The sequence below is a fragment of the Pseudomonas sp. B16120 genome (assembly GCF_044218845.1).
Lineage (GTDB): Bacteria > Pseudomonadota > Gammaproteobacteria > Pseudomonadales > Pseudomonadaceae > Aquipseudomonas > Aquipseudomonas paracarnis.
Window position 1 is genome coordinate 2,462,675 of the sequence record NZ_CP162588.1, and the last position, 23,378, is coordinate 2,486,052.

Here is a 23,378-nt window from a genome sequence, read left to right on the forward strand (position 1 = left end):
CCCAGACTCACTGTTCCAGTGAGGTGGCTGTGATTAAGACAGGGTAGTGCTTAATTTTCAGGCGAGAGGCGATGTCGTTCCCGTTGACCGGCAGGATGGTGATGCCCGGCGCGGCTGCTCGAATTCGGGCCAGGGCTTCAGTATCGGTCACTTCGACGGCGAGGCCGGCTGCCCCCATTTCTTGCAGTTCAGTCGCACGCTGATGCAGCCAAGCCAACGATTGGGGATCCTCCCCGACAAGGAAAAATGGCTGCAAGCCCGGCATGTCTAGGGTGCGAGTTGTGATTTGGCCTGGGCTCAAGTGAGAGCTGCGCACGGGCAGTATCCAGGTTTCATCGGCAAATGCAGATAGGTCTGCATGTATGGCCCGAGCAGGCTGGGTCTTGTTGTTTATTGGCGGCGTGGAAGCTTCAAACTGGGGGCGAGTGTGAACTTCTGCAAACGACAGTACCGGCTGGGCGAACGCTGCCAAGAGCATGGCGAAGTTATACGCACTGGGAATTCGCTTCATGGTGGTGTGCCCTCTTTAGAGGAAACCTGCAATCGTTCGAGTTGTCGGGAAAAGCCGACGCGGTAACGCGCGGCCGGCGTTCCTCCTGCCGGGCGGTGATAGCGGCCAGCAGCTGACACCCAATCACCGGTAACGGTGTGATGTTCTTGCAGCAGCGCGGCAGTCACGGCCAGATTGCGGTAGGGTTCAAGGGCTTCGCAGGGACTGGAAAAATGCTGTCCGTGATAACCCAGGTTGATTTGCCCAAGCCCGGCATCGACGCGCTTGGCGTCATACCGAGCAAGCGCCTGAAGCAAGGCGTGACAGGCGGTCTGATGATTGGCGAAACGGTAAGGGCTACCGGCAATATTCAGCGTCCAGGGCCAGGGCAGCAGTCGACCACGGAGGCGGGCGCCACTCTCCTGCAGGGCAATCGCGAACAACACCGTGGAAGGGACGTTGGCGTCATGCGCTGCCAGTTGATAAGCCGGAGGCGGAAGTTCGTCTGCCCGGACGGCGTGCACCGTCAGCAGGAGCGCAATAGCAATCAATCGAGACGTTGCCATTGTCCGTTCACCTGCTGAAATGTGACGGGTAACGGTCTCGGGGCTCCCAGGCTGAACCAGCGCCCGCGATCATGGTTCAGGGTGATTTGCCGGTGTTGGACCTTGCTCGCATCAATGCCTGCTTGCCGCGCCCAGCCACGGACATGTTCATCCTCACCATGGCTACCCACCAGGTAGATATCGAACGCTGTATCACTGCTTTGCAGACGCTGCGCTTCAGCGGTGCACGCAGGGCAATGGTCTTCGACAAACAGAGCACGGCGGGGCTCTACCGGTGAGCTAGCAGCGGGCGGGGATGCCATACCCTGAATCGGCAACAGCCCCGGAAACAGCTTGGCCCAAGCTGCGGTGTAGGCGTTTTGGTAAGCCAACTCGCGCTCGGCACGTTTGGCTTCCAGCGCTACCTGCAATTCGGCATAGCGCTGGCGCTCTTGGTCGGTCTCTGCCTCTACCCCAAGCGCGGTCAATGGGTCGAGGCTCGGGCTCCAGAAACCGCGCGGGCCGGCTTGAATTTTTTCGAAGCGTGTCCACTCCTGCTCCGTGAGACCCCAGCTTGCAGCTTGTTCAGAGTGCGAGCGCTCCAAGGGAATGGACTGTGTGTCCCGGTTCTGTGACGGTGCCGTGATAGGGTTGCTCATCGCAGCGCCCGTGCTAAACAGTGAAACGAGACAAACGACGGCGGGCAGCAGCGCTCTGTTCATGATCGTTTCTCAAGGAAGGTGCACGGTCTGGTCTGAGTGATTGATCACCGCGAAGATGGCCGCGTTCGGCTCCAGCACCTTCAGTTGCCATGTGCCGAACTGCTCGCCGTTGTGCAGCAACTGGATATCATTGAGCGAGCGACTGTCAGGAGGTGCGACAGCCAGAAAGCGCTCCCCACCGCGGTACTCGACGCTCAACACTGAAAATGGCGGCAGGAGCGGGGCAGGCTTGGGCTGAGCGGTTTTTTTCGGCTTGGCCGAGGAGTGCGTCGGTGGTGGGAGTGGTGGCTGACTTTTGAGGTCCAGGAGTTGCTGCTCGACGCGCTCAAGTCGTGCGCGTAGCGCGATCATGTCGGCTTCGGTAGCACGGGCTGCCAGACCATCGCGCAGTTCCTGTATCTCCTGCGCCCATTGATCCAACATCGGATCGAGGGTATTGGCCTGTTGCTCACCGGAATCGACCATCTGCTTCAGGTCTTTCAGTGCGTACTGCAGCTTCTCCTGTGCATCCAAGAGGGTGCTTGAATCACGTTGCAGGGTATCCAGGGTCTGTAGGCGTTGGGCGTTCGCATTTTCCAGCTCGGTCACGCGTTGATACTGGTTATACAAACCACCACTCAGCCCGGAGACCGCCAGGCAAAGTGAGCCGACAATGAGGGTTTGAAACGTCGTGGCTTTCATGGGCGTGCCTCCGGCTGATGGGCCGCGCTGGGTGCGAGCCGCACGACGGCAGCATCATTTTTTTGCCGTTCGAAGCAGACCGAACGGCTGACCTCATCGGTCGTGAGTTGCCAGGCGGGGCCAGCCAGCACTTGTAGCGCGTTGCGTAGTGAGATCGGGCCGAGCCGGTAATGGGCGGCGGGCAGAGGCCGGGCAAACAGTATCTTTACTGGTTCGGCAGCAGGGCAGAGCGAATAACCTGAGCGCTGCAGCACGTAGTGCATCGCTTCCTGTACCGAGGGATTCAGGTTGGTCGGAATGCTCACGTCAATGATTTGAGCGAGAAGATCACGTTGCTCTGCCGTGGGCTCGGTGCTGATCAGCGTATAGCGGCCATAGCGGAGCTCTGTCGGGTGACTCTCTTCGGCTGTACTTCTCGAAAGCTGGGCCCGATGGGAACTACCGCCATTCTCTGGACTAGTCGGCAATGGGGTCGGGATCTGCGCCGTGCAGGCACTCAACAAACCCAGCAGGCAGACAGGCGTGAAAAAACGCTCCATGGAAAAAACCTCATGTCAGATTCAGTGCAGAACCTGACATGAGGTGAAGGAGCGATTCAGTGAGTAAGTTGATTCAAGACGGGTCGTGTTTAAGTAGAACGCGTTGCTATTTCGTCATAAATGGCGAGCCCATCCAGGACGGCAGCGTCGGGGTCGAAAATCAACAACCTCACATCCGCCAATGCCGCCAGATACAGTACGTTGACCAAAGCCTCCGGCGTACCGGCGTCGAGCTGTTCTTGCCTCAACGACGAGTAAGGATTGCCCTCGATCTTAACCAAGTTATCGTCGGTCCAGGGCGTGCCGATCAGCTTACACCCGACGCCATTGCAGTCTGGTAGGGCAAAGGGTTCAAACAGCAGTCCGGTTGGCCTGGAGTCAAAATTGCCAACCCGGCGTTCCAAGTGACGCAGCGCTTCGTCAGTGAGGTGTACGGTACTGAGCTCCCAGGTTCGGCTGTAATGTCCTGTGTCGAAGCTCAAACGATGGACCAAGGCTTGGGCTTCTTCCAAGGAGTACAGATCACCGACGTGATGTCGCTCGTTGAGCATTTCGCCAGTCACGTCATAGATCACTTGCTGTACCAGCCCGGTGGACTGGAAGCGTTCATCCAATTCATCCGGAATGGACTGACCCTCGCTGATCAGAGCCACGTCGTCATTGAACAGGCAGGGAAATAGTTCTAACGCATCATCGAGCAGATGGGCTTGTGCGTCGTGTACGGGGCGAAAGCAGGGAGGGCAGTCATTTGCGTAAGTGATCTGTAGCAGTCGTTTGATATGCAGTTTGTCGTAGCCGCGAGCAAATGGATTCGAGGTTTCCGGCAGAGCTAAGGGTTGGGGTGTTGGGTTCATGAGGATTCTCCAGAAGGGAAATGAATAAGGCGTCCGTAGACGCCTTTGGGGGGGGTTAAAGCCAGCCATGCTCGGCAAGAGAGAGAGGACGACCTTCACCGACGATGAAGTGATCCAATAAGTGCACTTCAATCAAGTCCAAGGCCTCTTTCAACCGTGCGGTCAAGGCGCGATCCGCCAGGCTGGGTTCCGTGCAACCGGAGGGGTGGTTGTGGCAGACAATGGCAGCTGCTGCGTTATGCGCTAGGGAGCGCTTGACGACCTGGCGGGGGTAAACGCTGGCGCCATCGATGCTCCCGTGAAAGAGGATCTCGAATGCCAGAACGCGATGGCGGGCATCGAGAAAAATCACACCGAAGACTTCATGCTCTTGTGGTGCAAGATGCAGTTTTAGGTATGAGGCCACGGCGTCAGGTGACGTTAGGTTAGGGCCGCGGGTGAACAGCCGACGGTCCAGAATACGTAGCGCTTCATCAATCAGCTGGTTTTCGTGGGCGATACGATCAGCCTCGACATCCGAGGTTTCAATCAGGGTGAGTGGGGTGCTCATGGGGTACCTCCGAAGCGAACATTCAGGGGTACACACCCGTGGGGAGTGGTGTCCCCAAGGTGGATATAGAGTCGCGGCTATTAGCCGATGACGCACTTTTTACAGCCGAGTGAATCGGTGGCGTTGTCCGTACAGGTCTGAGTCACAACCATCGCAGGGCAAGGGGGAGAAGGTTTTTATTCCGCGACCAGTTTCGGGGTCGAAGTCGGCACTGACGGGCATTAGCCGAACCAGCCCGCGATGGAGACCGGCGATGCGTTTCTCGATTTCATCCGTCGTGTAGTAGAGCGATAACGTGCTGTAGTCCTCGTAAGCCGCAGCGAACAGGCAATCGTCGCAAAGCCAGAAGGATTCCATGTGGGTTCTCCTGTGCGGATTGAAGAAAGGCGCTCGATTGAGCGCCTTGATGTAAAACATCGGGGATTGTGTTCAGGCGGACTGAACAGTGCGTGTGGCAACACGGCGGGCTGTGCGGGGAGTGGGTGCAGATTCAGGTTTGATCCTGGTCTCTGTTGGGTTGTCGGTATCCTCAGCTTCGGCATCAGCCGACGTTGGGGATGGCTCACTGTTTGGCGTTTGCTCAGCAGGTGCTGTTGCCTCCTGCCTGGCAGGCGCTTTGTATTCGAACGTGCCGTTGACCTTGATCCAGTCGATGTACAGCAGCCGACCTTTCAGGCTGGCACCCGGCTGGCCTTGTTTATCGCCTTTCTCATAGAGAAATGGGTCAATCCACAGATCGCCGATACGGAACGACAGCAAGACCTTTTTCTCGGCTCTGACGGCGTCCATATAGAGACGAATCAAGCGTTCAGCTTCGCCTCCAGCGACTTTGCAGTCGAAGCGGGTGTACTCGACCGCATCAGTGGCACCGTGCAGAGCCGCGATATCGCAGGCCATGAACGGCTGACCGCGGCGGACTTGTACTTCACGAACACGGTTGAGGTAGCCGATACCGGCAGTGTGCAGATTGAAGTAAGTGGTCGCTTCTTGGGATTGGTTGGCGTGGGCCATGGTGGTTCTCCTATTTCAAGGGAAAACGGCGACGCACAGCCCCTAACGGGGAAGTGAGCCCCGTCAGGGTGAGTGAGGTGAAGGCGAACGATGAACGACTCGTCACCGGTAAGCCGATGACGATCAGAACGATGCGTCTGGGAAAATAGCGATGCAGCAGAAGAGGATCCGCAGCAGTGGTTTGCGGATCTGGGGACAGTGAGCATTCATCACCGCTGAAGCGGTAACCGGGCGAGCTTCCGAATGCTGATCGCACTTGGGTAAACCACCACGAACGTGGCGTAGCCTTGAAGGTTCAAGCTACCTGGGCTGGGCTGTCAACGACAGCGAACCACGCCCTTTGTATAAGCCTGTCACAGGAAAGCGTCAAGACGCCGCAAGCTGATTTTTTATAGCCGGAATACAGTGGAAATTAATGGACTGAAGAAAATGAAGAGTAGGCCTGGCGGGGTGCCAGGCGAGGAATAGAAAAGCCACCTTAGGCGGTCTGACGCAGTCGACAAGCTCCTCGCAAAACTTGATTTAACTGCGCCATGATTCGCCAACCGACCCTTATCGTGGCCTGGGTCGGAATACGCTGGCACGCATCCGCGCACAAAGGGTGCCCAGTGTTTCCCCGGCGGGCTCCGGGACTGAATGCGATCGCCGTAGCGGATGACCGCTGCTGCCTGGCAGAGGCAACAGTGGTCATCCGCCACATTGATCCGGTCGAGCACAAAGAGGGAATGAAATTCCGCAGAAGAGAAGGCTCCGAACTCTAAGAGTCCGACCGAGCTACCCGGAGCGAATCGGTCTTGGGTCGCCGTAAGCGATGATCCTGAGGCACTACAGCAGAGCGGGTGTGACGACGTCAAGCCAGTGTGCGAAGCGGTTATTTGCTACTGAGATGAGCGGCCAGCTGTTCGACGGTCGTCAGGATAAAGGCACGGTCGCTTTCTTGAAGGCCGCTCAGCAGGCCCGCGATCATCTGGCCCTGGTCGTTGGGGCGACTGCTCGACTCCGTCAGCAGTTCATCCATCCGGCAGTCGAAGATGTCCGCCAGTTGCATCAGCTTGACCACGGAAAGCTCCACCACACCCCGCTCAAGGCGCGAAATGGCTTCGCTGCCGATCCCCAGGCGTTCAGCCACCTCTTCCTGGGTCAGATTACGCTGAGTGCGGTGCTTCGCGATCATGCGCCCAATTTGGGCTTGGGTTGGATGTTTATGTGCCAAGTGATGAGCTCTCCAATTCAACCCGAATGGTTGAGCAAAGACCCATTGACATGAACATCCTTAACGGTTGAGTATCGACTTAAAGGGTTGTTATATTGACTGAAATAGCTGTTTGTCGCGACGTGACATCTACTCCTCCAGGAATTAGAGGCCGAAGTGACCAGCGAGACTGAGTGGTCTGATGGGGCCAAAGGGAGGAAGGTTGAGCATGGATGAGCAGCGCGAGCACGACATGGACCTGATCTGGGATCGAACACTGGAGCTGTTCATCAAGATCCATGACTGCCCTGATAATCCTGAACATCTCGATAGCCTTGTTCATTGGCTCAACGAAGATCCTGCTCACCTGAAAGCGTTCAACGAACTGGGGCAGATATGGATCGCGACAGGCATCGCCTTGGCCCGTGAAATCGGACAACCGCTAGACGATTTGGAGAAGGATCAGGCGCCGTTGATGATGCACTGATGACTTCCCCCGAGGTTCATGTGAGCGCCAAATGGTGCCTCATGGACGACGTATACCTTTACTGATCGGCACAGTGCCTTTGCAGTCTGGGTAGTGGGAGCATGACCAGAACGGCCCTGATTTACCCTTCCGCCTAAGCATTGATGCGTTGCAAATGGGGCAGACAGGCCCGGCTTCGACCGGTACCGACAAGGTAAGCGCTCCGCAGTTTGCGATCAGCTGCGTAATCCAGTGCGCCTGCTTGGCAACGAATGCATCCAAGCTCAGACGTCCCGCTTCGATTTCATCCAGCGCTTGCTCCCAGATCGCTGTCATACCCGGATCCGCGACTGCAGCGGGTACCGCTTCGATCAGCGTATGGGCCGTTGCGGAGGCCATTAAGGCACGTTTTTTCTTCAGCAAGTAACCGCGATCAATCAAGCCCTTGATGATGCCGGCTCGCGTGGCTTCCGTGCCGATACCGGTGGTATCCCGAAGTTTCTGTTTAAGGCGCGGGTCGTTGACCAGCTTGGCGACGTTTTTCATCGCCTTGATCAGATCGCCCTCGGTGAGCGATTTGGGCGCAGCGGTGCGCATGGATTTGAGTTCAACGTCGTCCACTGCGCACTGCCTACCCTGTTGTAGGGCGGGCAACACCTGGGACTTTTGACTAGGTTCATCATCGTCGGGGTTGTCGGAGAGTAAGCCTTTCCAGCCTTGGACGAGGATCTGTTTGCCAACAGCAGTCAAACGCTCGGCGCTGCACTCCAGTTCGACCTCGGTTCGATCAAACTCGTGATGCGGCAGGAATTGCGCGAGGTAGTGGCTACGAATCAGTTCGTAGACTTGGCGCTCTTGTTCAGACATCCGCCCAAGGTTCGCCGGCTCGGTGGTGGGGATGATGCCGTGGTGCGCGGTGACCTTGGCATCGTTCCATGCTCGTGAGCGCAATGATTGATCGATGCTTCCGAGCGCTGGGCGTAACGCGGGGTCCATTCTGAGCAGGGCATCGAATACCGCGGCGACCTCGTTGAACATGCTCTCTGGCAAATAGCGGCAATCGCTGCGCGGATAGCTGGTGGCTTTGTGGGTTTCATACAAGGCTTGAGCGATGTTCAGCGTTTCCTGAGCGCCGAGTCCCAACTTGCGTGAACAGACTTCTTGCAGTGTGCTCAGGTCGAAGGGCAGGGGTGGCGCTTCGCGCAAATGCTCAGTCCGCAGCGAGACTACGGTGGCGGTCTTGCTGCTAGAAATCGCTTGGAGGGCTTGACTTGCGAGCGCCTGCTGCAGGCAGCGACCGGCTTCGTCACGTCCTGAGCTTGGTGGTATCCACGATGCGATGAATGGTTGTTGCCCCATTGAGGACAGGTGCGCATTCACCACCCAGTACGGCACCGAGACGAAGCTGGCAATCGCGCGGTCTCGTTCAACCACCAAGCGCAAAGTGGGCGTTTGGACGCGTCCAACCGACAGCACGGCGCCATAGCCCGCCCGCCGTCCTAGGAGGGTAAACAAACGACTGAGGTTCATACCAATCAGCCAATCGGCGCGGCTGCGGGCGAGGGCTGAGTGATAGAGCGGGAAGGTCTCCTGACTAGACTTCAGCGAGGACAGTGCTTTGCGAATCGACGCCTCGTTGAGTGCGGACAACCAGAGGCGCTCAACAGAACCACGATAGTTGCAGAGCTCTAGTAACTCGCGGGCAATCATTTCACCTTCGCGATCGGCGTCGGTGGCGATGACGACGGTGGTAGCTTCGCTGAGCAGGTGTTTGATGATTTTGAACTGCGCGACAGTCTTGGGTTTGACCTCAACCCTCCACTGCGCGGGAATAATCGGTAGATGATCCAGCGACCAGGTTTTGTACTGATCGCCATAGGCTTCAGGTGGGGCCGTTTCCAGCAGGTGACCGATACACCAGGTGACGGTTGTCTCGCGTCCGATCAAGCAACCATCGCCACGTCGGCTGGCTCCGAGAACCTTGGCGATGTCACGACCTTGGGAGGGTTTCTCGCAGAGAAAGAGACGCATAGAACTGCTCCGGGTTGAGTTCGGAGCAGCGTTGTTGGAAACAGCAGTGGCAAGCTATGAGAAACCTGAATGGCAGGTTCCTCATATTAGTCGGTGAGGGCAACCTTGAATGGGGGCGAGGCGGCTACCTTGTAGTCACATGGACGACAGTGCTTCACGAGCAGCGAGTAATGACAGCCCGGGGGACTTCACGCAAAGGCGGAATTTTTATGCCTCAAGTCCGTCATGCCGATGGTGGCTGCCCTCTGCGCTTTTTGGACTTCGACGCAGGCGAGCTGGCCTGGTCTGTAGCCTGCCCGACGGGAGCCGCAGACGAGGCTGATTCACTTGAGCGCTCCCGCATGACCACGTTCTGCACGCGATGAGGCAGGATGCCGACACGACGCGCCTCGATCTTGAAGGTGACCCGGGCATTGTCTTCACTGTCCTCCCACTCATCGCGCACGGTGCGGCCCTCTACCAACACGCGCATGCCTTTCTGGTACAGCGTGCTCCAGTGTTCAGCCTCGCGGTGCCAGAGCTCGACCGGCGCCCAATAGCCGCCTCGATCCTCATAGCTGCCATCGCGTGGCACGGGGTTGTCGAAGTACACATTCAGGCGCAGCAAGCGCCGTGGCTCGTCATTGCCTGACGGGAACTCCTGGAACTCTGGCGCACTGCCGATGTTGCCTTCGCCGACGAAAAAGGTACTCATTGTTATATCTCCGCTGCTGGTGTGAATTGGCGCAGCAGCCGTTCGGCGCTCGCCATTTTGATCGTGCAGGTTGAAGCCTGACGGTAGAGCGAATGCACCACGCTCATCTGCAAGTTCAGTGCAATGCGCTCGCATTCGAAACGGTGCAATCCCTCGCGTACGGCTTGCGGCAAAGCCTTGTTGGAGACCTGGCGTTCCCAGGCCGCAACGCCCATGCGGGCAAAGTCGCGGGTGCGCCATCGCAAAAAGGTGCTGCCCGCACTGGTGTTCTGCAGCACCAATCGAATATCCAGCAACGAGTAAGGCGGTTGTCCGGCTTGCTGCACCACAGCCTCCATCAGACGACGTAACTGCGCCTCGGTTTCCCTCGCCACCTGCGCCAGGTATTCCAGCTCCCCCTTACCCTTAAAAGGTTTTAAAAGGCTTTTTAGGGAGGCAGAATGTTCGAGCTGTCGATAGGCATCCGGTGTGAGTGTTTCGTGGGGCATTGGTTGAGTCGGGATTAGAGGCTTCATACTCCGTCCTCCGGCTCATCGACTGTCGCAGATGGGTCTACTGCTTCCTCTGTCAACGCGCCAGTGCCATCCATTGCCACAGCACCATGACGAACGATGGGTGGCGCGAACTGGGAGCGGCGATGCCCCTCAAGGATGTCCATAGGGGGTAGTCCAAACTTCTCCATGGCCGCCAGAGCACGAGCGTTATTCGCCGCCATATCATCACGGGTGACGCCGGCATGCCGATAACGCTGCGCCTGGCCAAACAAGCTGCGCAGCAGATGAGCACCGTCGTCGATCCAGGCTTCCATGTCCCTACGACCGATCAAGGCGGTGTGATGGGCCAACAGGGTATGCCGCACCAGCGTGTCGTAGTCAGTCAGCAGGTAGACGGCGAGAAACCCCAGTTGGCTGCCGATGTACAAGGGTAAGGTGACGGGGTGGATGTTGAGGTTATCGCCCATGTCGATCTGTGTCGGCAGGTCCTGTCTGATCCGGTCCAACTGCTGGGTCAGTTCCAGCATCCCAGCCTTGGCCTGCATCAATTTTTCTTCGAGCTGCACGATCGCCCAGTCGGCATAAGGATCGTCCTGCGCTGCGGCTTGTTTGATCAGGTTAGTGACGCTGATGTAGCCCGCCATACCCATGATCGAGTGGACGCCTTCGCGTGCGGTTCGACCTTGCCAGATTCGGGCGGCGTGGTGGGTGTGCAGTGTCAGGGTGATGCTGCTGCGCAGTGAGCCAAGGTTGAGCTGATAGTGATCGGCCATGGTGTCGTCCTCGCATAGGCTTGGACGGGAACGTTGCGGTAGACGAAGGTAAAGGACATCCGAAAAGCTGAATGCTGTCTGTTCGATTTGGTTCGAGACGGTTGATTTTCGAGACGTTCCTCAGTGATGCCAGTGGCATCAAATCTACTGACGTCCAGGGCGTTTGCCACGTAGCTGACGCAGTTCGTCCAGGCACGCTTGGGCGAGGGCCGAGGCGGGCTCGCCCTGTTTTCTAGGTGGGCGCGGGGGAGCGGGTGGCGGTTCTGCAATGGGTAACGATTCAGCCTGACCTGCCCAAGGGCGGAAATCGCCTTTCAGCGCCCGCTGGACCAGGCTCATCAGATACGCCGTGGGTTTGCGGATACCGCCGGCCGCACATCGCGCCCCTGCTTCGTTGAGCACCGCCTGTCGATCCGCTGGTTTAAGCTTGCCCAGCGCCACGGTGACCGCCTGACGTTCGCTTGGACTCAATTGCAGCGGATCGGGCCAGCGCAGGTTATCCACCGCTGGGGTCGCGCGCGGTACCGTACTAATACTTTCTTTTAATACAGTACAGGCAGCGTTCGGATTCCGAACGCTGCCGGAAACATTGGCGCTCGGACCCGGTTCGGAATCCGAACCGGGTCCCGCACGATTCCGAACGAGGTGGTCGCCACCCAGTTCGGAATCGTGTAACGCTTCATCGGTCGTCTGATCCAATCCTTGTTTTGTCCAATGGTCGCCCCAACTGTCGAGTCGGGTGGGGAGCCGACCCAAATCGATATCGGTGTCCTGACGAATTTCTTCCAAAACATGCCGAGCGACAATTCGCACAGCCTTGGTTGCATGATCGAGGGCGTGTCCGACTAGCTCCAGGTAATCCTGATCCACCTCCATGGCTTCGGCGGGGGTTAACGGTTCATCGTGCAGGACGTATAGAGAACCTTGTAGGCGCCCGCTGAGCTGATCGCGGCCACGACTTACCAAGCTGAGCCAGCGGGTCAGCCGGAGCATCGTCAAAACGCGAGCGATGGTTTCACGAGAGGCTGACGCACCGTAGGGCACGCTCGACAAGTAAGGTTGCAGATCTTCATAGCGCGGCGTGACCACTCCCTGGTCTTGCAGCATGAGTCGAAATACTTGCCAGGCATTCCGTTCCAATGGCGTCAGCCGACTATCCAGCAGCAGTCGACGTGGCACGACTTCGTTAGATTGGCCACTGAACAAAAAGCCCGCCTGCAGGGCCTGGTTGGAAGGATGTTCAGTGGTGGGGCGTGCGGGCCAACGTTCACTTAGTTGTTGGGTGCATTGCTGCAGAACACGTTGCCAGCGACTGGAAGGGGTAGTGTTCATGTTCCGTTGCTGTAATGGTCGATCTGCTGCCAAACGATGGTCAAGCTGATTTGTTGCTCCTCCGCCAACATCATCATGGCGTCGAGCTGATCCTCAGCACCGTCCTCAGCGCGTAGCTGGCACCAACGCTGCCAGAGCGCATGTTCCTGCGCTTCGCTCAAGCTCTGGGGCCGGCCCTTACGGGGTTCTATCTTGAGCAGCCGTCGGCGCAGGGCGGTCTCCGAATGCGCCAAGCCGAAGCACTGATACATGATGGTACTGCTGGCACCGAGCTTGAGCGCTCGGTTGATCAGGCGCTCGTTCTGTTCGTCGCGTTCGGCCTGGTCGATCAAGCGATGTAGCACCGGCGAATCAATTTTGATCTCAACCCAGGGGACGGTGGCGTGGGCTAGGCGTGACAGCGTGGTAGGCGGTAAGGATTGCAATAAGTAAATGTCCTCCTCACCCAGCCCGAGTGCTTTGCAGCGTTGCAGGTTACCCAGGCGCAACTCGTGAAGGACCTGAGTCAGCATGGCCTGGTTGAGCACGTTGAAGGACAGGTTCATGGCTCCTCCCTTGGTGAATCGACTTCAGCGGAAAGCGATAAGTCGATCAGGCGCCGGGCTAAGCGAATGAGACGATACAGTTTGATTAACAGACTGTCGGGCAGTCGCTCCAGTCCTACGTCCATGGCGGGACGATCTGTCAGCGGGAGTTGATAGACCCCCAATAGCAGTTGTCCGAACAAGGCTGAGGGCAATTGCTTACGATCTTCCCAGTTCACTTTGTCTTGAGCGCGCAGCAGGGCCAGGAGCAATAGGTGAACGCCGGTCGCGCGGGGCGCTGCAAGATCAAGTTGGTCGATGTTCAGGGCGAAGCCCAAGTCGCGCTGCTGATCGCTGACGCTCTCGGGATACCCGGCATAGGTCGCCAGTTCCCGAGCCAGCCCAGCAATGGCTAAACGCAGCTGCTCGGGGGTATCCAGTGTTGGTGCGATGATCCAGAGGTCGTCGATCATGCAGGTTTCGACGGTCGGTGCTGGTTCGGGGGCAGTGTCGCGTTCAATCTGTTCGCGAATTTGTTGGACACGTGACCGAGGGCTGACTGCTGATGCGACATTTGTTTCGGGCAGCGTGAGCTGCTCCTCTGGCGCTGTTTCGGCCCGGGTTCCGGTTTCAGTTAATGGGGGGCGGGACTCGGAGGAGGGAGGTCCTGCTGCGGCTTCATCAATGCTTGGCAGATGGCTGTTCTCTAAGGAAGTGCTGACAACGCCAGGCCGTTGTGTGGAGCTCAACTCCAAGGCCAACATGCGGTAGGACTGGCCGAGTAGGCGGCTCATGCGTTCGAGCAGTTCATCCTTGATTTGCTCAAGGTGGAAAGATTCGGGATCGGCATCAAATTGCCCCAAGGTGTCGAGCCAAAACTCGGGGAACGAAATGATGTCGGTTGGGTAACGATTCCAGGTTCGTTCAGCCTGGCTACGCAGAGCGATCAAGCGTTCAATTTTGGGTTTACCCAATCCGGCATACAGGGTCTGTGGAATGGCGGGCAGGAGATGTTCGAGGGTGTCGAGCATCCGGCTGATGTGCGACTGTGAAATTGGGTAACCCCCAGCGGCAATACGTCGCGCCAGCTCACGTTGCGAGAGTGTCGCTCCGTCTGATTCGATCATGGTTTTGAGTTTGGCCACCGCCAGAGCCCGTTCGATGAAGGTGAGTTGACCGTGCAGATCGCTTTCGGCCAGATGGCCGAGCAGGGTGGTGACTTCATTGCTCCAAGGCCGAAACAGACAATGAATGCGAAAGAAGCGCTCGTCGCGGGTTTCCTGCCACAGCTCGCCGAGAATTGCCAACCGCGTATTACCGCCGTTGCGGATAATGAAATAGGTCCCACCCGGGCGGCGGGTAATCGGCGGTGGTTGATCCAGCCCGCGTTCACGGATGGAGGCTTTAATATCGTCAAAAAGCGGATTACGGATGAAGCGTGGGTTGTGTTCGTAGGGTCGTAACTGCTCCAGTGTGACCAGCATGGGAGTGTCGACGACCGGATCGGAGAGTCGCTCCAGTTCTGGACCTCGAGGAAAATGGTTCTGGTGCAGTTTGTCGGCGACCTCCTCCTGACTGAGCTTCTTCATTTGAATAGTCTCAGTTAGCGCCGGTTGCGCAAATGGTCACCGACCTCGAATTTGACGATCTTGAGAGTCCGCGCATCTTCGAAGTGACTGGAAAGTTCTGTTAGGAACGATCCCATGGTAGAGCGTCCGCCCTGCAGGTGAAATACCACGGTGCAATACTCTTCGGACGGCGGAGGGGGCAGCCAATCGGATGGCTGAACGACGATGGGTAGTTTATCTAACATCGAAGAGATCCTTGCCAATGCTATTGGCGTCGAGGCCGGTCAAACAATATGGCCGGGCGAGAAACACCCGCTTGGTAATTCGTTTCATTGAGCCTCCTCACACGTGGCTATCGAGGTTGACGGCAACCGTGGGTTTACCTGTTCCACCTTTAGTGGAAGCCACCGACACCTCGCGCGTAACATCAGCGCTGCTGCGCCAAGCGATCGGTGACCCATCGCTCGATCTCCATTGAGTCCCATCCCACAGCACGCAATCCAATGCGCTTGGCTTGTGGGAATTTGCCCTCCTTCATCAAGCTGTAAATGTGCGCGCGCTTGAAGCCGGTTTTTTGCTCCACCTCTTCACGCCGCATAATATGGCGTTCGACTTGTGGTTGATGCTTAGGGAATCTCCGAACAAGTTTTCAAATGTGCTGAAATACGCCTGACCACCTGATCCGAGCCGCCTATGAGCCAGATGAGCTTTTCCGATTTCGAATACGCCGGCAAGCGCAAGCAGACACGCCGCGAACGCTTCCTCGCCGAGATGGATCAGGTCGTGCCCTGGACGGGTCTGCTGGGCCTGATCGAGCCGTTCTACCCCAAGGCCGGTGGCGGCAGAAAACCCTATCCTCTGGAAACCATGCTGCGTATTCATCTGTTGCAGAATTGGTTTTCCCTGAGCGATCCGACCATGGAAGAAGCGCTCTACGAAATCACGCCCATGCGCCAGTTTGCACGTTTGACCTTGAGCGCCCCGATACCTGAAGACACCACGATCATGAATTTCCGGCACTTATTGGAAAAGCATCAGCTTGCACCTGCAATCCTCGCGGTCATCAATGGTTATTTGCAGGACAAAGGCATGTCTCTGCGTCAGGGCACTATCGTCGATGCCACCATTATTCATGCTCCCAGTTCGACTAAAAACGAAGAGGGAAAGCGCGACCCCGAGATGCATCAGACCAAAAAAGGTAACCAGTATTTCTTCGGAATGAAGGCCCATATTGGCGCTGATGTCGAGTCCGGCTTGGTTCATCACGTCCACGGCACCGCCGCCAACGTCGCCGATGTCACACAGGTCGCCGAGCTTTTGCATGGCGAAGAAAATGCAGTGTATGCAGACGCCGGATACACCGGCGTTGAGAAGCGTGAAGAGCATGAAAATCGTGAAGTGATCTGGCAAATCGCGGCGCGCCGCAGCACCTATTCCAAGTTGAATAAACGCAGCGTGCTCTACAAGGCCAAGCGCAAGATTGAGTACTGCAAAGCCCAGACACGGGCCAAGGTCGAACATCCGTTTCGGGTGATCAAATGCCAATTTGGGTACGTGAAAGTGCGCTTTCGTGGGCTGATGAAAAACACGGCTCAGTTGACCACATTGTTCGCCCTGTCGAACCTGTGGATGGCTCGAAAACAACTGATGGGTATGGGCGAGTTGCGCGCTTAACATGGAAAACCGGGCGAAAAACGCCCTCGATGAACACTGCATCAGGTCGTTTTGAGCAAATAGCGCTGCGTGCCGTGCAAATTACGACTTGCGGCCGCCGCGCAGCAAGTTGATCGGAGCATCCCTAGCGAAACACTTTTGCTACTTACAGTGGGGTGGTTATGCCCGCAAATCTGCTAAAAGAACAACCGAACGTTGCGTACCGAGCTATGGGCGAAGACTATATTCATCGAACGTATGTAGCTCAACGCTGCAAGAAAGCCAACTGGCTATGATCAGGTAACAAACGCATCAATCGTTACCAACATCAATAGTTGAAATTCTTACTATTTTTTTCTCATGCCCCCATGATGGTCCGAACACTACAATAGTGGCCAGGAACGGACCGTACGTACCTGGGGATAGTATAAAGTTTTTAATCTATTGACACCGGGGCTGGACGAAAGAAAAATGATGGATTCGACGTATAATTTATTCTAGGAGTCCATGATTTACAGGAATAGGAGGTTCCTTCGGTGTACATATCTCAAAGCTGTAACCCACTGGCACAGGTATTCTATCGCCCCATCGATGCAGCAATACGTTGGTGCAACTTAATGGCCTACGAGACGCAGATTCTCGAGGTAGCCTGGCGATCACCTACCATGCTCAGGTCTGCCTTCCCACAATGGCCATGTCTGTACGCAAACACTGAGAAAATTTTCGATGCTATTCGTCATGGAGAACTTCCCTACGGCTGCCTCGGCATACAGGTAGCCATTGGGACTCGCGTCGAGTGCACTCAAGTAACCATCCGCCACACTGATCTTAAACTTTGGATGTCTCGCTTTCACCCTGAACAAAAGCCAGCTTTCCTTTTCGATCAACCATTGAACCAGAACGGAACAATCAGCATTGGTACCTACTTGGCTCTACAAGCCGATCGTGATGCTTTGCAACTACAGGTGAGGAGTACAGAAACAGCTTATCAACAACTGTTGAGTGAACTTGAAGCTGTCGGTTTGGAAAAGGAGAACATCGAGCATCTCATCAAAATTAACGGCAAAGTAAGCGACCGAAGTGAGGCCACTTACCTCCACATCATCGGAGCGATGCTCAGTCTACTGCTCGGTCACTCTCCCTCAGGAAAACCTCATTCAGTTTTCCGTTCCCAAGCCGCCATTGTCGACGCACTGACCGCCCATTATGACAAGCTGCCAGGCATATCCAAGCGAAATCTGGATGAGAAATTTGCTGCTGCCAAACGCAGCCTCTCGGAGCGCTAGGGCAGATTGCGCTGCAATCGCTGTAGTTGCAGCGCAATGACGCCAACCCGTTTCAACGATTCAATTCAGGTCACGTCTTATCACGCGCCAATCGACGCCAGGAGTGACCATTATGTCCAGCCAGTCCTTCCCCATCGCTAAGGATAGGCCGTGCCGGTGTTGAACGCTGCCAGCTCCTGTACATCACGGCTGCGCGGGTTCGGCACCGCGCGGCCATAGCCCAGGGCGACGGTATCGCGCGGGCGACCTTCGAACGGCTTGTATAGCACGACGCCCGCGCCATACCACTTGGTGAACGGCGAGGCCGCTTGGCTGGCGGCGGAGTACTGGCCGAAGGCGTGCAGGCTGCGGCCTTGAGAGGATGGGGAGGCCCACACAGCCTGGTCGATCAAGAGGTAGTGACCGCCACGCCCGCTGACGTCCTTGTTACTGCCAATGCGTTTTACATCGGAACTGTCGTAGTAATAACCGAGCTTGTATTCACCGGGCAGTGCGCCCGCGTACTTGTAGATCAGCTCGATGGGCACCGCGGTGCCGGTGGTGTGCTTGGGCCCCAGGTGCCAGGCACGGCTGGCGTTGCCGTTGCTGGACGGGTCGACATTGAATGCCGCCACGCGCAGTTGCCAGTTGGGCGAAAAGTCGTACTTCACCCGGGCACCGAGGTGCGCATTCGGGTAGTTGGCCCAGCCACTGCCGCCGGACATGTTCAGCGGATGCCCGCAGAAGCCGGCGTTCATGAAGTTGCACAGGATGCCGCTGTCCAGGCCACCGAGATCATTGCCCATGGCCATATAGCCCAGCTTGAGGTTCAGCGCCGGGGTGAACAGCGTGCGCTCGTAGCTCAGTTCGGTGAGGCGCGTGTAGAGGCCACCGTAGTTTTCCTGGATCGGCAGACGGTTGCCCACCAGGTCCTCGGAGGCGCTGTTGCCGCGTCGGTCGTTGATGGTCAGCTGGATGCGGTCGCCGTTGGTAAAACCGTAGAGCTTGCCCAGGTCGAACTGCACGCCGAGCTTGACGTTTTGCGAGTAGCGCGCCGAACGGTGCTGGCCGCCGTGGGCGTTGTAGGCGGTCTCGCCGCTGTAGTCACCGGTAAAGCGCACACCTTGCGCGTCGAGTTCGCGGCGCAGGCCGCCCCAGTCGCCGGTCAGGGTGGTGTCGTCGGCTTGAACGGGTAGGGCGGCCGCAAAGGCCAGGCCCAGCGCCAGGCGCCAGGCGGTATGAGGAGTAGGGGTCATGGGGGATCTTTCCAAACACAAAGCGCGGTGCCGGAGCACCGCGCGAACAGAGGGCGGTTACGGCAGGGCGTAGGCGATCACGTAGTCGCCACGGTCGGTGGACTGGCGTGCGCCGCCGGCGGTGACGACGATGTATTGCTTGCCGGTTTTCGGCGACACGTAGGTCATCGGCCCACCCTGGCTGCCGACGGGCAGGCGGGCTTTCCAGATTTCATCGCCATTGCCGCTGTTGAAGGCGCGCAGGTAGAAGTCCTGGGTGCCGGCAATAAAGATCAGGCCGCCTTGGGTGGACAGCGTACCGCCCAGGGTCGGCAGGCCCACCTTGATCGGCAGGTGCATGCGGATACCCAGGGGGCCGGTGTCTTCAACGGTGCCCACCGGTACTTGCCAGGCGACCTTTTGCGTCTTCATGTCGATGGCGGTCAAGGTGCCGAACGGCGGCGCCTGGCACGGAATGCCGGCCACCGACAGGAAGCGGTTTTTGTTCACCGCATACGGCGTGCCCTTGAGCGGCACGGCGCCCATGCCGGTGTTCAGCGCTTCACCACCGGAAGAGGCCTGGGCCTTGTTCTGCGACGGTATCATCTGGATCCACAGGCCCAGGCGCATGTCGTTGACGAAGATAAAACCGTGCACCGGGTCGGTGGAAATGCTGCCCCAGTTCATGCCGCCCAGGGAACCCGGGAAACTCAGGGATTTATCGGTGCCTGGTGCGGTGTACAGGCCGTCGTAGCGCATGCCCTTGAAGTCGATGCGGCACAACAACTGGTCATACGGCGTCGCGCCCCACATGTCCGATTCGGTCAGGGTTTGCGCGCCGATCTGCGGCATGCCCACGGATTTCGGTTGGGTGAGGGAATACGGCTCGTTGGGAATGTTCGCGGCTTTGACCGGAACTTCCTGCACGTCCGTCAGCGGCTTGCCCGTGGCGCGGTCGAGCACATAGATCTGCCCGGCCTTGGTGCCGATGACTAAGGCGGGTACGGCCTTGTCGCTGCCTGGCGGGGTGAAGTCGATCAGGCTGGGCTGCATCGGCAGGTCGAAGTCCCAGAGGTCGTTGTGGACCGTCTGGTACACCCACTTCTCGGCACCGGTGGAGGCGTCGAGTGCCAGCACCGAAGCACCGTATTTGTGGTTGAGCTGGGTGCGCTCCACACCGTAGATATCGGTGGACGAGCTGCCCATCGGCAGGAAGACCGTGTTCATCAGCGGGTCGTAAGACATCGGCGCCCAGCTGTTCGGGGTGCTGCGCACGTAGGTGGCGTCGCCCGTCGGAGCCTGCTTGTCTTCAGGGTTGCCTGGGTCGAACGCCCAGCGCATTTGACCCGTGATCACGTCAAAGCCACGGATCACGCCACCGGGCATATCGGTCTGCACGTTGTCTGCCACGCGACCGCCGACCACCACGGTGGTGCCGGCCATCAGCGGCGCCGAGGACAGTTGATAGTAGCTGTCCGGCACATTGCCCAGGCCGGCCTTGAGGTCCACCTGACCATGGGTGCCAAAGTCTTCGCAGAACTTGCCGGTGTCGGCGTCTACGGCGATCAGGCGTGCATCAATGGTGTTGGTCAGCAGGCGACGCTGGCACTGCGCACCGACAGGCACGCTGGCGGTCAGGATCGGCGAGCTGTTGGGCTGGGTCGGCTGGGCAATCGGCGCGCTGGCGTCGAAATACGCCATGCCCCGGCAACGCTGCCACACTGCCGATTTGGCGTTGACTTCGTTCTTCCACAGTTCTTTGCCGGTGTCGGCATCCAACGCGATCAGGTTGTTGTGCGGGGTGCAGATAAACACTTTGTTGCCGACCTGCAGGGGCGTCAGCTGGTCTTCGGCACCGTTGCCGTCGCTGATGGCCACGTCGCCGGTGTGGTAGGTCCAGGCGACTTTGAGCTTGTCGATGTTGTCGCGGTTGATCTGGTCCAGCGCGGCGAAACGGCTGCCACCTTCGGTATTACCGTAGTGGGCCCAATCTTTCTGCGCATCGGCCGCCGCCACCGGGGTCATGCCCGGGCCTGCACCGGTGGGCGCAACGCTTGGGTGCGCGACAAACATATTGCCCGCCGCCACCGCCACGCCCAGCGCCAACACGGCGGCGACGCCATAGGCACCCCGCGCCGGTTTGCCGGCCAGCAATGGATACACCAGCGCCACAACCACGCCAATCACCGCAAACATGAACAGTCGCGAGAACAGCGGCCAGTATTCCAGGCCCACGTCGGCCACCGCCCACACGGCAGTAGCCACTAGAAACGCGGCGAACAACCAGGCGCCGGCAGGCTTGCAGCGGGCAATCAACAGCCCGGAAATGGCCATGGCCACGCCGCCGAGCAGGAAGTACCAGGAGCCTCCCAGGCTGACCAGTTTGGCGCCGCCGACGGCCAGCGCAAGGCCGAGCAGGGCGATGACGACGCCCAGGCCCAGGAGTAAGAATCTAGAGACGCCAGCGGCGCACGATGCTCGTTTCATGTCGAATGGACTCGAGTGAGAGAGGGCAAAGACGCGATTTTAGCAAGATAAGTAACCAGTTAGTACATTTGAGTCCTGCAATAGACTGTTGCAGGTACTGCGATGATGGGGCGGCTCTCTTCTGAAGGGGTCAGTAGGTGGTGCAGACAATCGACAAACCTCTGTGGCGAGGGAGCAAGCTCCCTCGCCACGGCATCAGAACTTGAAGCGCCCCACCAGCCCATTGAGCTGGCCGGAAATATCCGTCAGCCGCCCTGAACCGGTCTGCGCCGAATGCGCAAAGCCTTCCACCAACTGCGCGTCGGCGTGGATCTGCGCGATATGCCGGTTGATCTCTTCGGCCACCTGGTGCTGCTCTTCGGCGGCGGTGGCGATCTGGGTGTTCTGGTCGCGAATCGAGTCCACCGAACCACGGATCTTGTCGAAGCTGTCGCGGGCCTGCTGGATGCGCTCCACGCTGGTGTTGGACACCAGCAAGCTGCCTTGCATCTGCTGGGTGACTTCCTGGGTGCGGCGGGCGAGGTTGCCCAGCAGGCTGTCGATTTCGCCGGTGGAGTCGGCGGTGCGACGCGCCAGTGCACGCACTTCATCGGCGACCACCGCAAAGCCGCGGCCCTGGTCGCCAGCGCGGGCAGCTTCGATCGCGGCGTTGAGCGCCAGCAGGTTGGTCTGTTCGGCTATCGAACGGATGGTATCGAGGATGGTGTTGATGTTCTGGCTGTCTTGCTCGAGCAACTGCATGGTCTGTGTGGATTTTTGCAGGTCTTCGCTGAGCTTGAGCACGCTGCCGGTGGCTTCGCCGATGTGCTGCTGGCCGGTGTGCACGTCGCGATAGCCCTCATCGGCACTCGTGGCGGCGGCGCTGCATGAACGCGCGACTTCGTTGGCGGTGGCAACCATCTCGTTGAACGCAGTGCTAACCAGTTCCACGGCTTCGCGCTGGCGGCCGGCGGCCTGGTTCATATTGTTGGCCACGGCGCTGGTGTCGGCGGCGGCGGTTTGCAGGTCTGAGGAGGCGTTGCCGATGCGCTGCACCAATTGCGCGATCATGCTCAGGAACTGGTTGAACCAGCCGGCCAGGCTGGCGGTTTCGTCCTTGCCTTGCACTTTGAGCTGGCGCGTGAGGTCGCCTTCACCTTCGGCGATTTCCTGCAGGCCGTCGGCCACGCCGCGAATGGGTCGCACGATCACACGGGCGAAACTGGCGCCGACGATGGCGAACACCACGGCCAATACGGCGGCAATCGCCGCGATCAACCACGTCAGGCGGGTGGCGCCGGCCATCACTTCGTCGCGCTTGATCAGGCCGATAAAGCGCCAGCCCAGGTCTTTGGAACTGACCACGTTAGCCATGTAGGCCACGCCGTCGATGCTCACCTCGGTCACGCCATCGCCGTGCTTGGCCAGTTCGGCGTAGTTCGCGCCCAGGCCCGCCAGGGGCTTGAAATTGTGCGTGGCATCGCTGGGGTCCACCAGCACGTTGCCGTCGGCTTCCACCAGCATCAGGTAGCCGCTGTCGCCCAGCTTGATGGTGCGCACCAACTCGGTGAGTTGCTTGAGCGACACGTCCAGGCCAACCACCCCAAGCACATTGCCCGTGGCATCTGCCACGGTGCGCACGGTGCCGATCAGCACCACATCGTCCGGGGCCCAGTAGTAGGCGCCTGTGCGCACGGTCTTGCCTGGCGCTGCGATGGCGGCCTGGTACCAGGGGCGGGTGCGCGGGTCGTATTGCGTCAGTTTGGCGTCGTCTGGCCAACTGGCGTAGCCGCCATCGCTCAGTCCCAGGGACAGGTAGGCGGTGCTGGGGTGGCTTTTGGCGAACTGATCGAAAATCGCCAGCAGCTCTGTGTTGGTCGGCGTAAGCGGGATTTGCGCGGCATCGGCGCCGGCATAGCTTTTGAGGTTCTTGGCCGCGATCACGCGCGGGTCCTTGGCGACGAAGTCGACATTCTGGCTGATGCCGTCGAAAAACTGCTGCATGCCATTGTCGATCTGGCGGATCTCGCGGCCGCTGCTGTCGAGGAAGTTGGCCAGCGCACCCTCGCGCAGATTCAGCACCACGATAATGGCGACCAGGATGACCGGCACGCACGCGATGGCCGCAAACGCCCATGTCAGCTTCTGCTTGATATTCATGACTTCACCCGCGGGTATTTATAGTTTTGGCAAGGGGAGAAAAATTAGTGCTGCGTGTCGCAGGCGTTTTTGTGAGAGGCGAGGCCATGCGTACCCTCGGTATATCGGCCGAGGGAGTTGGCACTTGAGCAGG

The 23,378-nt window shown here is 58.4% G+C and carries 23 protein-coding genes and 3 pseudogenes; 3 read left to right on the top strand and 23 right to left on the bottom strand.

Features of this window, described 5'->3' with window-relative positions; all coding sequences use genetic code 11:
* Nucleotides 1–7 precede the first annotated feature (7 nt).
* The 10 genes from AB4P90_RS11730 to AB4P90_RS11775 form a co-directional block, all read right to left on the bottom strand.
* Complete coding sequence (locus tag AB4P90_RS11730; protein WP_034113420.1) at nucleotides 8–511, bottom strand: integrating conjugative element protein; 504 nt, start codon at nucleotides 509–511, stop codon at nucleotides 8–10.
* Nucleotides 508–1,056 (bottom strand): hypothetical protein, encoded by a 549-nt coding sequence (locus tag AB4P90_RS11735; RefSeq protein WP_039588671.1) that lies wholly within the window; start codon nucleotides 1,054–1,056, stop codon nucleotides 508–510. The genes AB4P90_RS11730 and AB4P90_RS11735 overlap by 4 nt, the downstream gene beginning before the upstream one ends.
* On the bottom strand, nucleotides 1,038–1,757 hold the full coding sequence (locus tag AB4P90_RS11740) for a TIGR03759 family integrating conjugative element protein (RefSeq protein WP_034113418.1): 720 nt from the start codon (nucleotides 1,755–1,757) through the stop codon (nucleotides 1,038–1,040). The genes AB4P90_RS11735 and AB4P90_RS11740 overlap by 19 nt, the downstream gene beginning before the upstream one ends.
* Nucleotides 1,758–1,766: 9 nt before the next feature.
* A complete protein-coding gene (locus AB4P90_RS11745; protein ID WP_034113416.1) occupies nucleotides 1,767–2,438 on the bottom strand; it encodes a chemotaxis protein in 672 nt (223 codons plus the stop codon).
* Nucleotides 2,435–2,977, bottom strand: a complete 543-nt coding sequence (locus AB4P90_RS11750; RefSeq protein WP_034113415.1) for a PilL N-terminal domain-containing protein — start codon at nucleotides 2,975–2,977, stop codon at nucleotides 2,435–2,437. The genes AB4P90_RS11745 and AB4P90_RS11750 overlap by 4 nt, the downstream gene beginning before the upstream one ends.
* 89 nt (nucleotides 2,978–3,066) lie before the next feature.
* Nucleotides 3,067–3,831, bottom strand: a complete 765-nt coding sequence (locus AB4P90_RS11755; protein ID WP_034113413.1) for a hypothetical protein — start codon at nucleotides 3,829–3,831, stop codon at nucleotides 3,067–3,069.
* A gap of 55 nt (nucleotides 3,832–3,886) precedes the next feature.
* A complete protein-coding gene (gene radC, locus AB4P90_RS11760) occupies nucleotides 3,887–4,381 on the bottom strand; it encodes a DNA repair protein RadC (RefSeq protein ID WP_034113411.1) in 495 nt (164 codons plus the stop codon).
* A 99-nt stretch (nucleotides 4,382–4,480) separates the two neighbouring features.
* The gene (locus tag AB4P90_RS11765) at nucleotides 4,481–4,738 is read right to left on the bottom strand and encodes a hypothetical protein (protein ID WP_034113409.1); all 258 of its coding nucleotides are present in this window, start codon (nucleotides 4,736–4,738) and stop codon (nucleotides 4,481–4,483) included.
* Between the two features lie 72 nt (nucleotides 4,739–4,810).
* Entirely contained in the window at nucleotides 4,811–5,392 is a 582-nt protein-coding gene (locus AB4P90_RS11770; RefSeq protein ID WP_034113406.1) for an STY4534 family ICE replication protein, read from the bottom strand.
* An 871-nt stretch (nucleotides 5,393–6,263) separates the two neighbouring features.
* Nucleotides 6,264–6,605: a helix-turn-helix domain-containing protein gene (locus AB4P90_RS11775; protein WP_027912505.1), complete on the bottom strand. Its 342-nt coding sequence runs from the start codon at nucleotides 6,603–6,605 to the stop codon at nucleotides 6,264–6,266.
* A 208-nt stretch (nucleotides 6,606–6,813) separates the two neighbouring features.
* On the opposite strand from AB4P90_RS11775, the gene AB4P90_RS11780 reads away from it, so the two are divergent.
* Nucleotides 6,814–7,071: a hypothetical protein gene (locus tag AB4P90_RS11780; RefSeq protein ID WP_014338761.1), complete on the top strand. Its 258-nt coding sequence runs from the start codon at nucleotides 6,814–6,816 to the stop codon at nucleotides 7,069–7,071.
* Between the two features lie 39 nt (nucleotides 7,072–7,110).
* On the opposite strand, the gene AB4P90_RS11785 is transcribed toward AB4P90_RS11780, so the two are convergent.
* From AB4P90_RS11785 to AB4P90_RS11825, 9 genes are all read right to left on the bottom strand, one after another.
* Entirely contained in the window at nucleotides 7,111–9,081 is a 1,971-nt protein-coding gene (locus AB4P90_RS11785) for a DNA topoisomerase III (RefSeq protein WP_014338762.1), read from the bottom strand.
* A 223-nt stretch (nucleotides 9,082–9,304) separates the two neighbouring features.
* Nucleotides 9,305–9,775 (bottom strand): single-stranded DNA-binding protein, encoded by a 471-nt coding sequence (locus tag AB4P90_RS11790; RefSeq protein ID WP_014338763.1) that lies wholly within the window; start codon nucleotides 9,773–9,775, stop codon nucleotides 9,305–9,307.
* Nucleotides 9,776–9,777: 2 nt separating this feature from the next.
* Nucleotides 9,778–10,290 carry a DUF3158 family protein gene (locus AB4P90_RS11795; RefSeq protein WP_034113403.1) on the bottom strand — a complete coding sequence of 171 codons (513 nt, stop codon included), beginning with the start codon at nucleotides 10,288–10,290 and terminating at the stop codon, nucleotides 9,778–9,780.
* Nucleotides 10,287–11,042, bottom strand: a complete 756-nt coding sequence (locus AB4P90_RS11800) for a PFL_4669 family integrating conjugative element protein (RefSeq protein WP_014338765.1) — start codon at nucleotides 11,040–11,042, stop codon at nucleotides 10,287–10,289. The genes AB4P90_RS11795 and AB4P90_RS11800 overlap by 4 nt, the downstream gene beginning before the upstream one ends.
* A 144-nt stretch (nucleotides 11,043–11,186) precedes the next feature.
* On the bottom strand, nucleotides 11,187–12,374 hold the full coding sequence (locus AB4P90_RS11805; RefSeq protein ID WP_014338766.1) for an STY4528 family pathogenicity island replication protein: 1,188 nt from the start codon (nucleotides 12,372–12,374) through the stop codon (nucleotides 11,187–11,189).
* Nucleotides 12,371–12,919, bottom strand: coding sequence for a DUF2857 domain-containing protein (locus AB4P90_RS11810; protein WP_014338767.1), 549 nt, complete (start codon nucleotides 12,917–12,919; stop codon nucleotides 12,371–12,373). The genes AB4P90_RS11805 and AB4P90_RS11810 overlap by 4 nt, the downstream gene beginning before the upstream one ends.
* Entirely contained in the window at nucleotides 12,916–14,487 is a 1,572-nt protein-coding gene (locus tag AB4P90_RS11815) for a ParB family protein (protein WP_034113400.1), read from the bottom strand. The genes AB4P90_RS11810 and AB4P90_RS11815 overlap by 4 nt, the downstream gene beginning before the upstream one ends.
* Nucleotides 14,488–14,501: 14 nt before the next feature.
* Nucleotides 14,502–14,711: a hypothetical protein gene (locus AB4P90_RS11820; RefSeq protein WP_034113398.1), complete on the bottom strand. Its 210-nt coding sequence runs from the start codon at nucleotides 14,709–14,711 to the stop codon at nucleotides 14,502–14,504.
* Between the two features lie 182 nt (nucleotides 14,712–14,893).
* On the bottom strand, nucleotides 14,894–15,064 hold the full coding sequence (locus AB4P90_RS11825) for an AlpA family phage regulatory protein (RefSeq protein WP_014338769.1): 171 nt from the start codon (nucleotides 15,062–15,064) through the stop codon (nucleotides 14,894–14,896).
* 95 nt (nucleotides 15,065–15,159) lie between these two features.
* Between AB4P90_RS11825 and AB4P90_RS11830 the strand changes: the two genes are divergently transcribed.
* Complete coding sequence (locus AB4P90_RS11830; RefSeq protein WP_034113392.1) at nucleotides 15,160–16,140, top strand: IS5 family transposase; 981 nt, start codon at nucleotides 15,160–15,162, stop codon at nucleotides 16,138–16,140.
* Between the two features lie 515 nt (nucleotides 16,141–16,655).
* A complete protein-coding gene (locus tag AB4P90_RS11835) occupies nucleotides 16,656–17,405 on the top strand; it encodes a hypothetical protein (protein WP_034113394.1) in 750 nt (249 codons plus the stop codon).
* A 140-nt stretch (nucleotides 17,406–17,545) separates the two neighbouring features.
* Here the strand turns inward: AB4P90_RS11835 and AB4P90_RS11840 are convergent.
* The 4 genes and pseudogenes from AB4P90_RS11840 to AB4P90_RS11855 form a co-directional block, all read right to left on the bottom strand.
* Nucleotides 17,546–18,640: pseudogene (locus AB4P90_RS11840) on the bottom strand (carbohydrate porin); the annotation flags it as partial.
* A gap of 57 nt (nucleotides 18,641–18,697) precedes the next feature.
* Nucleotides 18,698–21,106 carry a glucose/quinate/shikimate family membrane-bound PQQ-dependent dehydrogenase gene (locus AB4P90_RS11845; RefSeq protein WP_395605905.1) on the bottom strand — a complete coding sequence of 803 codons (2,409 nt, stop codon included), beginning with the start codon at nucleotides 21,104–21,106 and terminating at the stop codon, nucleotides 18,698–18,700.
* 195 nt (nucleotides 21,107–21,301) lie between these two features.
* Nucleotides 21,302–21,838, bottom strand: a pseudogene (locus AB4P90_RS11850) (methyl-accepting chemotaxis protein); the annotation flags it as partial.
* Nucleotides 21,839–22,213: 375 nt separating this feature from the next.
* Nucleotides 22,214–23,245 (bottom strand): annotated as a pseudogene (locus AB4P90_RS11855) (cache domain-containing protein); the annotation flags it as partial.
* Nucleotides 23,246–23,378 lie beyond the last annotated feature (133 nt).

Bases quoted from the DNA above. Each gene is read 5' to 3' on its own strand.
- AB4P90_RS11730 (WP_034113420.1), bottom strand. From the start codon at position 511: ATGAAGCGAATTCCCAGTGCGTATAACTTCGCCATGCTCTTGGCAGCG.
- AB4P90_RS11735 (WP_039588671.1), bottom strand. From the start codon at position 1,056: ATGGCAACGTCTCGATTGATTGCTATTGCGCTCCTGCTGACGGTGCAC.
- AB4P90_RS11740 (WP_034113418.1), bottom strand. From the start codon at position 1,757: ATGAACAGAGCGCTGCTGCCCGCCGTCGTTTGTCTCGTTTCACTGTTT.
- AB4P90_RS11745 (WP_034113416.1), bottom strand. From the start codon at position 2,438: ATGAAAGCCACGACGTTTCAAACCCTCATTGTCGGCTCACTTTGCCTG.
- AB4P90_RS11750 (WP_034113415.1), bottom strand. From the start codon at position 2,977: ATGGAGCGTTTTTTCACGCCTGTCTGCCTGCTGGGTTTGTTGAGTGCC.
- AB4P90_RS11755 (WP_034113413.1), bottom strand. From the start codon at position 3,831: ATGAACCCAACACCCCAACCCTTAGCTCTGCCGGAAACCTCGAATCCA.
- radC (WP_034113411.1), bottom strand. From the start codon at position 4,381: ATGAGCACCCCACTCACCCTGATTGAAACCTCGGATGTCGAGGCTGAT.
- AB4P90_RS11765 (WP_034113409.1), bottom strand. From the start codon at position 4,738: ATGGAATCCTTCTGGCTTTGCGACGATTGCCTGTTCGCTGCGGCTTAC.
- AB4P90_RS11770 (WP_034113406.1), bottom strand. From the start codon at position 5,392: ATGGCCCACGCCAACCAATCCCAAGAAGCGACCACTTACTTCAATCTG.
- AB4P90_RS11780 (WP_014338761.1), top strand. From the start codon at position 6,814: ATGGATGAGCAGCGCGAGCACGACATGGACCTGATCTGGGATCGAACA.
- AB4P90_RS11785 (WP_014338762.1), bottom strand. From the start codon at position 9,081: ATGCGTCTCTTTCTCTGCGAGAAACCCTCCCAAGGTCGTGACATCGCC.
- AB4P90_RS11790 (WP_014338763.1), bottom strand. From the start codon at position 9,775: ATGAGTACCTTTTTCGTCGGCGAAGGCAACATCGGCAGTGCGCCAGAG.
- AB4P90_RS11795 (WP_034113403.1), bottom strand. From the start codon at position 10,290: ATGAAGCCTCTAATCCCGACTCAACCAATGCCCCACGAAACACTCACA.
- AB4P90_RS11800 (WP_014338765.1), bottom strand. From the start codon at position 11,042: ATGGCCGATCACTATCAGCTCAACCTTGGCTCACTGCGCAGCAGCATC.
- AB4P90_RS11805 (WP_014338766.1), bottom strand. From the start codon at position 12,374: ATGAACACTACCCCTTCCAGTCGCTGGCAACGTGTTCTGCAGCAATGC.
- AB4P90_RS11810 (WP_014338767.1), bottom strand. From the start codon at position 12,919: ATGAACCTGTCCTTCAACGTGCTCAACCAGGCCATGCTGACTCAGGTC.
- AB4P90_RS11815 (WP_034113400.1), bottom strand. From the start codon at position 14,487: ATGAAGAAGCTCAGTCAGGAGGAGGTCGCCGACAAACTGCACCAGAAC.
- AB4P90_RS11820 (WP_034113398.1), bottom strand. From the start codon at position 14,711: ATGTTAGATAAACTACCCATCGTCGTTCAGCCATCCGATTGGCTGCCC.
- AB4P90_RS11825 (WP_014338769.1), bottom strand. From the start codon at position 15,064: ATGCGGCGTGAAGAGGTGGAGCAAAAAACCGGCTTCAAGCGCGCGCAC.
- AB4P90_RS11830 (WP_034113392.1), top strand. From the start codon at position 15,160: ATGAGCCAGATGAGCTTTTCCGATTTCGAATACGCCGGCAAGCGCAAG.
- AB4P90_RS11845 (WP_395605905.1), bottom strand. From the start codon at position 21,106: ATGAAACGAGCATCGTGCGCCGCTGGCGTCTCTAGATTCTTACTCCTG.